Source organism: Arthrobacter sp. Bi26 (assembly GCF_918697925.1).
GTDB lineage: Bacteria > Actinomycetota > Actinomycetes > Actinomycetales > Micrococcaceae > Arthrobacter.
In genome coordinates, this window is record NZ_CAKKMF010000130.1 from 1 (window position 1) to 8,988 (window position 8,988).

Here is an 8,988-nt window from a genome sequence, read left to right on the forward strand (position 1 = left end):
CCAATAGGTTGTCCCCGGGACTGGGCTCTGCACGATCCTTAGGTGTAATTCCCGCAGACGTCGTTAGGACGCACGACGTTGCGGAAAGGCAATGCGGTCAAGGTCGTTCGCGGCAACCACCCTGGCTTGACCGGCGCGACCCCGGGCCTGCTCGGCGAGAGGGGCAACGTCCCCGTAGCGCGAAGAAAAGTGGGTGAGGACGAGAGTCCCCGCGCCCGCCGATGCGGCCAGCTCGCCCGCCTGCCCCGCTGTGAGATGGCGGAACTGCGAGGCGAGCTCGGCGTCGTCGTCGCTGAATGTGCACTCCGTGACGAGCAGGTCAGCGCCCTCCGCCAGTTCCTCCGCGCCCTGGCAGGGCGCGGTATCCATGACGAAGGCGAAGCGTTGACCGGGACGCGGCTCGCTTACCTCCTCCAGACTCACGCCGCCCAGGTTTCCTTGGCGCATTAGGCGGCCGACGTCGGATCCCGCAATCCCGACTGCCGCGAGCCGGTCAGGAAGGAGTGTGCGCGCGTCGGGTTCCACAAACCGATAGCCATAGGCCTCGATGCGGTGATTCAGCGCCCGGACCTCCAGGCCCGGGGCGATCGGCTCTGAAGTCCTTTGGCGGGGGCCCTCGTGTTCGCCGCCCCCGTAGCCCCCATGTGGATGCAGCCGAAGATCTATGCCCGAGGACGCGACGGACACGAGAGCTCGGACGGTGTCCTCCCCGGAGGCAGGATAGTGCAGGTGGACGGGGTGGTTGACCTTGTCAAGGGCCATGCGGGAAAGGACGCCGGGCAGACCGTAGCAGTGGTCGCCGTGCACGTGCGTGAGGCAGATGCGCGTGATCTGGGAGACGGTAACTCCGGCGTGGATCATCTGCCGCTGCGTACCCTCTCCGGGGTCGAAGAGGAAGTCCTCGCCATCCGACCGCAGCATGTACCCGTTTTGGTTTCGGGTGCGGGTCGGGACCTGCGAGGCGGTGCCGAGGACAACGAACTCACGCATGAAGTCCAGTGTGCCACTCGATGGCGACAACGGGATGGGACTCCGGCATGTTGGGCGCCCTGGTCCCTCCACTCGGTCTGGTTGCGACGCCGCGACCAACACCTGGACAACCTGTGGGCAATGGCCGGCGGCATCATCGACGGACTGCTGGCCGGTTCCACCCCCGGCGGGGCGGTCGAGGTCGACGGGCACCGCGACATCGGCTCGAAGCTTCCGGTGAACTTCTTCCCCGAGGCTTCCGGCATTTCCAAGGAGGGCCGCGAAAACCTGGTGCCCTATGCCGACCACACCTTCAACGCGCTGGGTCCTGACAACGAGCTGGTGGAGCAGGGCAGGTGCAAGGCCGCCGAATACACCGAGTGGGCCACCGCCAAGTGCCAGCGCGACGCCTTGAAGTCCAGCGATGTCACCATCGGCGGCAGCACAATCCCCGAAGCCAGCAGGGTCATGCTGTGCTTCGCGGCGGCAAACCGCGATCCGCGCCGCTGGGAAACCCCGACGAGTTCGACCTCTCCCGCGACCCGTCCGGACACCTGTCCTTCGGCATGGGCATCAACCGGTGCGTGGGCCAGCACGCAGCCCGCCTCCAGGCGGCGTCATTGCTGGAACAACTGGTGCCCCGGATCAAGAGCATCGAACTGGCCTCGGCGATCGAACGCCACTACAACAACACCCTACGTGGCTGGGACTCTGTGCCCCTGCGGTTGACGCTCGCCTAGGCCACGGACATGCAGGGCCACCCTAATCGATCAGGCATGCCCTATTGGCCCTAGGCGCCCGGCCGTCCGGCGGCCCCTCCGGGCGAAACAAACTGTCGCCCCCCTTCTTGTGGGGAACGCACAAAATCCTGCAATCAGCCGGAAACTACTGTCGCCGGTGAGGCATATCCACGAAACCCAGCGAAAAGGACAATCAATGACGATTCAGGCACCTCCCACGGCCACGAGCTATGCAATTCTCGATACTGCCCGCCGGCAGGTCTTCGACGACGGCATCGGCCTCTCCGAGGCTCAACTTGTCGAAATCCTCCGACTGCCGGACGAAGCCCTGCCCGCCGCGCTGCAACTGGCCCACGACGTACGGCTGAAGCACTGCGGCGAGGACGTCGAGGTGGAAGGCATCATCTCCATCAAGACCGGAGGCTGCCCCGAGGACTGTCACTTCTGCAGCCAGTCCGGCCTGTTCGACTCGCCCGTCCGCGGCGTCTGGCTGGACATCCCGGAGCTGGTCAAAGCCGCGAAGGAGACCGCGGCTACCGGTGCCACCGAGTTCTGCATCGTCGCCGCCGTCCGCGGCCCGGACATCAAGCTGATGAACCAGATCAAATTCGCGATCGACCGCATCAACGAAGAAGTGGAGATCAACATCGCCTGCTCCCTGGGCATGCTGACCCAGCGCCAGGTGGACCAGCTCGCCGAATGGGGCGTGCACCGCTACAACCACAACCTCGAAACCGCCCGCAGCTACTTCCCCGAAGTCGTCACCACGCACACCTACGAAGAACGCCTCGAAACCTGTGCCATGGTCAAGGCCGCCGGCATGGAACTCTGCTGCGGGGCGTTGATCGGCATGGGAGAAACCCTCGAACAGCGGGCCGAACTCGCCGCCCAGCTCGCAGCCCTGGAACCCCACGAGGTCCCGCTGAACTTCCTGAACCCCCGGCCCGGGACACCGCTGGAAAACCAGAGCCTCATGGACGGCAAGGACGCCCTCCGCGCCATTGCCGCCTTCCGACTCGCCATGCCCCGCACCGTGCTCCGCTACGCCGGCGGCCGGGAACTGACCCTCGGTGACCTCGGCACCCGCGAGGGCCTGATGGGCGGCATCAACGCCGTCATCGTCGGCAACTACCTCACCACCCTGGGCCGCCCCGCCACCGCCGACCTTAACCTCCTGGTGGAACTGAACATGCCCATCAAGGAACTCCAGAAGACACTGTGAACCGGGTATCAACGAGCCCAACCATCGGCTCTAATATCGCGGTTTCGGCAGACTCAACCACCAGCTCGGCCACCGCTGAGTTTTGCGGGCACTGCGGCGGGATGTACGCCGGTGGTGCGCTGCCGCCGTCGTACGCTCACCGACAGTGCGAGGAACTGCTGCAGCTGGAACCGCCGCGCTACTGCGCCGCCTGCCGGCGCCGCATGAAAGTACAGGTCACACCGCTGGGCTGGTCAGCAGAATGCTCCCGCCACGGGGTGCTCGCACCATGACGCCCGGTTCAATGACGCAGGATTCCGCGCAGACGGGCCTGATCCAGCGGGACCGCGCACGGTTGTGGCACCCCTACGCACCAGCCTCCCCGAAACTTCCATTGTGGGAGGTCGAAGCGGCCGACGGCGTGCGGCTGCAGCTTCGGGGCGAGGACGGCACACGCCATGAGGTTGTTGACGCAATGTCCTCCTGGTGGTCCGCAATCCACGGCTACCGCCACCCGGTGCTCGACGCCGCCGCACGGCGGCAACTGGAGAGTTTCAGCCACGTGATGTTCGGCGGGCTCACACACGCCCCGGCCGTGGAACTCGCCGAGCGGCTGGTGGACCTGGCGCCGGCGGCACCCGGGAGGCCGGGATTAGAGCGGGTGTTCCTCGCTGACTCGGGTTCGGTGTCCGTGGAAGTGGCGCTGAAGCTGGCGGTCCAGTTCCAGACCGCTCTAGGACAGTCTCAGAGGCAGCGGTTCCTGAGCATCCGCGGCGGTTATCACGGGGACACGTTCGCGGCGATGGGAGTCTGTGACCCCGTAGAAGGAATGCACTCCGCATTCCCGGGTTTGCTCGGCGGCAACGTCTTTGCGCCGCGTCCGCCAGCTGCGGCTTTCGCCACGCCGGAAAGCATACGGGCATGGGTCTCGGAGTTCGAAGAGATCGCGGCCGCAAATTCCGGGGAGCTGGCCGCGATCATCGTCGAACCGGTCCTCCAGGGTGCCGGCGGCATGCATGCCTACCCGGCCGAATGCCTGACGGTGCTCCGGCAGGTGGCGGACCGGCATGGGCTGCTGCTCATCTTCGATGAGATCGCCACCGGTTTTGGGCGGACCGGCGAACTGTTCGCGGCCAATCATGCCGGCGTCGTGCCGGACATCATGTGTGTGGGCAAAGCCCTGACCGGCGGATACCTGACCCTCGCCGCCATGCTCTGCACCGACGACGTGGCCGCGACAGTTTCCGGCGGCCAGGCCGGGGCGCTGCTGCATGGCCCCACGTTCATGGGCAACCCGCTGGCCTGCGCTGTTGCCAATGCCAGCCTTGGCATCATCGCCAACGGCGGCTGGCGAGCCGACGTTGGCCGGATCAACGCTGGCCTGGCGTCCGGGCTGGCCCCGGCTTTGGAACTGGACTGCGTCCGGGACGTCCGCACCATCGGAGCGGTGGGGGTCATCGAACTGCAGGACGGCGTGGACGTCACCGCGGTCAGCGCCGCAGCCATCCGGCACGGCGTCTGGGTCCGGCCGTTCCGGAACCTCGTCTACACCATGCCGCCATACATCAGCACCGCGGCGGACGTTGAGCAGATCACCACGGGCATGACGGCCGCCGTCGCCGAAGTCCACGAATGCCTCCCGGCACAGTCCAGGGGGCTGGGATGAGCGTCTCGATGATCAAGTGGCTGGACCGGCAGGCTGAAGTCCGGAACCGCCGGGGCCTGGTCCGCCGACCGCGCCCCCGTGCCGCCGACGAACAGTTCATCGACCTGGCCAGCAACGACTACCTGGGGCTCGCCGCCGACCCGCGGGTCATCGAGGCAGCGGCGGCGGCCGTCCGGCAGTGGGGTGCGGGTGCAACCTCCTCGAGGCTGGTCGCCGGAACCACGCGGCTGCACCTGGACCTCGAGCGGGAACTGGCCATGCTCGCCGGGATGGAATCGGCGCTGGTGTTCTCCTCCGGGTATCTGGCCAACATCGGTGTGATCACTGCGCTGGGCGGCCCCGGGACCCTGATCGTCGCGGATGAGCACTGCCATGCCTCGATGATCGACGGTTTCCGGCTCAGCCGCTCCCGCACCGAATCGTTTACGCACAACAGCGTGGAGGAAGCCGGCCGCCTGCTGGCCGGCCGGTCGGAGCCGCGCGCACTCATCGCCGTCGAATCCGTCTACAGCGTCCTCGGCGACGAAGCACCGCTCGTTGACCTGCTGACCCTGGCCGAGGAATACGACGCCGTGCTGCTCATCGACGAGGCACACAGCCTCGGAGTCACCGGCACCGGCACCTTCCAGGGCCGCGGTTCGGTGGCCGGGACAGCTCTCGCGGGGCATCCGAACGTGATCGTGACGGCGACACTGTCCAAGGCCGTGGGCAGCCAGGGCGGAGCGGTCCTGGGATCCGCGTTGCTGCGGGAACACCTCGTCAACCGGGCAAGGAGCTTCATCTTCGACACCGGTCTGGCGCCCGCCTCCGCCGCAGCGGCCCTCGCCGCAGTTCGGATCATCCGCGATGAGCCCTGGCGGGCCGGATGCGTCCGAACCAACGCTGCGGCGCTTGCCGCCGGGCTCGCCCCTGCCCTGTCCGCCCGCGGCGCAGCCCTCGACCGGACAGCGGGGGCCGTCCAGTCGGTCGCCATGCCGTCCGCCGAATCCGCCCTGACAGCGGCGGATGCCGCGCGAGCCGCCGGCGTCCGGATCGGCTGCTTCCGTCCGCCGTCCGTTCCGGACGGGACTTCGCGGCTGCGGCTCACCGCCCGAGCCACACTGACACCCGAGCACATCGACGACAGCTGCGCAGTGCTGCGCCGCATTTTGGAGGAACTTCCATGAACCTGCCCGGCATTATCCTGGTCACCGGAACGGACACCGGCGTCGGCAAGACCATCACGACCGCTGCCCTCGCCGCCGCCCTGATGGTAGCGGGGCGCAGCGTCGCGGTGTACAAACCGTGCCAGTCGGGAGCCGCTGCCGGCGATTCCGACGTGGCCGAAATTGTCCGGCTCGCCGGCGCCGTGACGGCGGAATCCGGCGTTGTCCTGAAGGAGCCGCTGGCGCCCGTCGCCGCTGCCGCCGTCGACGGTGCGCCGCTCCCGCGGCTGGCAGTCCACGCCGGGAGGGTCCGCGAGCTCGCCGGCTCCCATGACCACGTTCTGGTTGAGGGCGCAGGCGGACTCCTGGTGGAACTGGATTCCGACGGCAGCACGCTCGCCGACCTGGGCTCGCTCCTGGCGGCGGCGTTTGTGCTCGTCGCCCGGCCGGCCCTCGGCACCCTGAACCACACCGCTCTGACCCTCGAAGCGCTGGCCGCGCGGGATCTTCGGGTCCTTGGCCTGGTGCTCGGGAGCTGGCCGTCCGCCCCTGAGTTTGTCCACCGCGGCAACCGGGAGGTTCTCGGATCGATGCAGGTGCCCTTGCTCGGTGCCATTCCCGAGCGGGCCTCGGAACTGCCCCCGGCAGCGTTCCGGGCCGAAGCGGCGGCCTGGCTGAACGGACTACCCGCATGAACCCGCTGGTGTCCTTGGCTGGATCCATCGCGCCTCAACTGGTTGGCTCCGGCCAGGCGCGCTGCCCGTACACGGTAGTGCGTGACCCGGACGCGGTGCGGGACGTCCTGCACCGGCCTGCCGACTTCAGTCCTGCGAATTCCCTGGTCGCTGTAACTCCTCTGGAAGGGCCTGCCCTTCGTGTGCTGCAGCGCGTGAGCTTTGCGTTGCCGCCGGTGCTGGCCAGCAACGACACCGACACGCATGCCGGGATCCGCAAGGTCGTCGCGGGATTCTTCACCCCCGCCACCGTCGCCGCCATGGAACCACGGATCCGTGGACTGGCCCAGGAAGCGGCAAAGAACGCCGCGGACCAGCTTGGATCCTCGGGTCACGTGGACCTGGTGCAGACGGTCGCGGCGTTTCCTCCGGCGGTGGTAATGCTTGAACTCCTCGGACTGCCCGTCCGGGACCTTACGGATCTCAAGGGGTGGGGCCTTGACTCCATGGAGCTGTTCTGGGGCTGGCCCGACGAGGCCCGGCAACTCGAACTTGCCCACAGCGCCGCAGACTTCTACGTCTGGCTTCGTAAACTCGTAGCAGAATCCAGGACCGCCCCAGGACGCAATCTGTTCAAATCCCTAGCCGAACACGGCCTATCCACCCCTGAAATCTGCTCGCTCGGCTACTTCCTGCTGATCGCCGGACAGGAAACAACCACCCAGCTGATCAGCACCACCCTGTTCCGGCTCCTTAAAGGGTCGGCCCCTGTGGGCTGGAACGACGCAGCGTCCGACGCCGGCTCCAAAACTATGGTCCGGCACGTACTGGCCACCGAATCATCCGTCCCCACCTGGCGCCGTGTGGCAGCCCACGACACAAACCTCGGTGACACTGTAATCCCTGCCGGCAGCGAGATCCTCCTCGAACTTACCGGCAACCAGATCACCTCACCGTCCGGGCAAGAACGCGCGCACATTGTTGGGCAGGCGGACCTGCGGGAGGCGTCTGCGTCCCCGGGCCTGGTGTTTGGGTCAGGCATTCACCGCTGCCTCGGCGCCAAGCTCGCCGAACTCGAGGCGGCTGTCATCGTCCAGGAAACTGCCGCCGCGCTTCCTGGGATACAACTGCATGATCCCGAGCCCGAATGGATCCGGTTCCTTTCATTCCAGGCACCCCGGACGGTCACGGTTGGGACTGTGGAAATAACGGTGTATCCGGCTCGACACGCCGGGCGGTAAGCCTGGCGGGAAGGAGCCCGATATGGCCGGAACACTTGAGGCTGTGCCGAGTACGAAAACCGTTGACAAGAAGACAGAAACATCTGAGGCTGACGCCGCCCGCGAGCTGGTCAGGATGGCGAGGGAACAGGGGCTGTCCCTGACCGGTCCTGACGGACTGCTGAAGCAGCTGACGAAGACCGTCATCGAGACCGCCCTGGATGAGGAATTGACCGAGCACCTCGGTTATGAACGGCACGATGCGGCGGCCAAGGACACCGCCAACTCGCGCAACGGCACCCGGCCCAAGACCTTGCTGACGGAGACGACGGGCCCGGTGCAGATCGACGTTCCTCGGGACCGGGAAGGCACGTTCGAACCGAAGATCGTCGCCAAGCGCCAGCGCCGCCTGACCGGGGTCGATGAGATGGTCCTTTCGCTCTACGCCAAGGGCCTGACGACCGGGGAGATCAGCGCCCATTTCGCCGAGATCTACGGTGCCTCGGTGTCGAAGGAGACGGTCTCGCGGATCACCGACCGCGTGCTCGAGGAGATGGCCGCCTGGCAGAACCGGCCCCTGGACGAGGTTTACGCCGCGATCTTCATCGACGCCATCGTCGTCAAGATCCGCGACGGGCAGGTCGCCAACCGGCCCGTCTACGCCGCCATCGGCGTCACCCTGGACGGGGAGAAGGACATCCTCGGACTCTGGGCCGGGACCGGCGGGGAGGGCGCGAAATTCTGGATGAGCGTCCTCACCGACATCAAAAACCGCGGCGTCAAAGACACATTCTTCCTGGTCTGCGACGGGCTCAAGGGCCTGCCCGAGGTCGTCGCCAACGTGTGGCCGCTGACGACCGTCCAGACCTGCATCATCCACCTGATCCGCAATACCTTCCGGCTGGCTTCGAAGAAGGACTGGGACGCCCTCAAACGCGACGTGAAACCCATCTACACGGCCCCGAACGCCGCGGCCGCCAGGGCAGCATTCGAGGAGCTCACGGAGCGCTGGGGCAGGAAATACGGGGCGATCGTGCGGCTCTGGGAAAACGCATGGGAAGAGTTCATTCCGTTCCTGGACTACGACGTGGAAATCCGGCGCGTGATCTGCTCGACCAACGCGATCGAATCCCTGAACGCCAGGTACCGGCGCGCGGTGAAGGCACGGGGTCATTTCCCCACCGAGCAGGCTGCGCTAAAGTGCCTGTATCTGGTCACGAGATCCCTCGATCCGACCGGTGCCGGCAAGACCCGATGGGCCGTGCGTTGGAAGCCCGCTTTGAACGCCTTCGCCATCACTTTCAGCGACCGATTCCCGGCAGCTGAAAGCTACTAAATGAAAACGCCGGATACACCGTTAATGAGATAGTCCC

Annotated in this window: 8 protein-coding genes; 7 read left to right on the forward strand and 1 reads right to left on the reverse strand. The window is 66.6% G+C overall.

The genetic code is table 11. The features are described 5' to 3' along the window. Positions 1–63: 63 nt before the first annotated feature. Complete coding sequence (locus LQV16_RS21760) at positions 64–990, reverse strand: ribonuclease Z (protein WP_229995939.1); 927 nt, start codon at positions 988–990, stop codon at positions 64–66. A 120-nt stretch (positions 991–1,110) separates the two neighbouring features. Between LQV16_RS21760 and LQV16_RS21765 the strand changes: the two genes are divergently transcribed. The 7 genes from LQV16_RS21765 to LQV16_RS21795 all read left to right on the forward strand — a co-directional run bounded on the left by LQV16_RS21765 (position 1,111) and on the right by LQV16_RS21795 (position 8,951). Continuing rightward, positions 1,111–1,698: a hypothetical protein gene (locus LQV16_RS21765; protein WP_229995940.1), complete on the forward strand. Its 588-nt coding sequence runs from the start codon at positions 1,111–1,113 to the stop codon at positions 1,696–1,698. Between the two features lie 207 nt (positions 1,699–1,905). Continuing rightward, positions 1,906–2,931, forward strand: coding sequence for a biotin synthase BioB (bioB, locus tag LQV16_RS21770; RefSeq protein ID WP_229995941.1), 1,026 nt, complete (start codon positions 1,906–1,908; stop codon positions 2,929–2,931). 283 nt (positions 2,932–3,214) lie between these two features. Continuing rightward, positions 3,215–4,576 (forward strand): adenosylmethionine--8-amino-7-oxononanoate transaminase, encoded by a 1,362-nt coding sequence (locus LQV16_RS21775; RefSeq protein WP_229995942.1) that lies wholly within the window; start codon positions 3,215–3,217, stop codon positions 4,574–4,576. Then, complete coding sequence (locus LQV16_RS21780; RefSeq protein WP_229995943.1) at positions 4,573–5,742, forward strand: 8-amino-7-oxononanoate synthase; 1,170 nt, start codon at positions 4,573–4,575, stop codon at positions 5,740–5,742. Before LQV16_RS21775 ends, LQV16_RS21780 begins: the two co-directional genes overlap by 4 nt. After that, positions 5,739–6,416 (forward strand): dethiobiotin synthase, encoded by a 678-nt coding sequence (gene bioD, locus LQV16_RS21785; protein ID WP_229995944.1) that lies wholly within the window; start codon positions 5,739–5,741, stop codon positions 6,414–6,416. Before LQV16_RS21780 ends, bioD begins: the two co-directional genes overlap by 4 nt. After that, the gene (locus tag LQV16_RS21790) at positions 6,413–7,636 is read left to right on the forward strand and encodes a cytochrome P450 (RefSeq protein WP_229995945.1); all 1,224 of its coding nucleotides are present in this window, start codon (positions 6,413–6,415) and stop codon (positions 7,634–7,636) included. The genes bioD and LQV16_RS21790 overlap by 4 nt, the downstream gene beginning before the upstream one ends. Positions 7,637–7,658: 22 nt before the next feature. Next, complete coding sequence (locus LQV16_RS21795; RefSeq protein WP_229995946.1) at positions 7,659–8,951, forward strand: IS256 family transposase; 1,293 nt, start codon at positions 7,659–7,661, stop codon at positions 8,949–8,951. The last annotated feature ends 37 nt before the right edge of the window (positions 8,952–8,988 follow it).

Bases quoted from the DNA above. Each gene is read 5' to 3' on its own strand.
- LQV16_RS21760 (WP_229995939.1), bottom strand. From the start codon at position 990: ATGCGTGAGTTCGTTGTCCTCGGCACCGCCTCGCAGGTCCCGACCCGC.
- LQV16_RS21765 (WP_229995940.1), top strand. From the start codon at position 1,111: ATGGCCGGCGGCATCATCGACGGACTGCTGGCCGGTTCCACCCCCGGC.
- bioB (WP_229995941.1), top strand. From the start codon at position 1,906: ATGACGATTCAGGCACCTCCCACGGCCACGAGCTATGCAATTCTCGAT.
- LQV16_RS21775 (WP_229995942.1), top strand. From the start codon at position 3,215: ATGACGCAGGATTCCGCGCAGACGGGCCTGATCCAGCGGGACCGCGCA.
- LQV16_RS21780 (WP_229995943.1), top strand. From the start codon at position 4,573: ATGAGCGTCTCGATGATCAAGTGGCTGGACCGGCAGGCTGAAGTCCGG.
- bioD (WP_229995944.1), top strand. From the start codon at position 5,739: ATGAACCTGCCCGGCATTATCCTGGTCACCGGAACGGACACCGGCGTC.
- LQV16_RS21790 (WP_229995945.1), top strand. From the start codon at position 6,413: ATGAACCCGCTGGTGTCCTTGGCTGGATCCATCGCGCCTCAACTGGTT.
- LQV16_RS21795 (WP_229995946.1), top strand. From the start codon at position 7,659: ATGGCCGGAACACTTGAGGCTGTGCCGAGTACGAAAACCGTTGACAAG.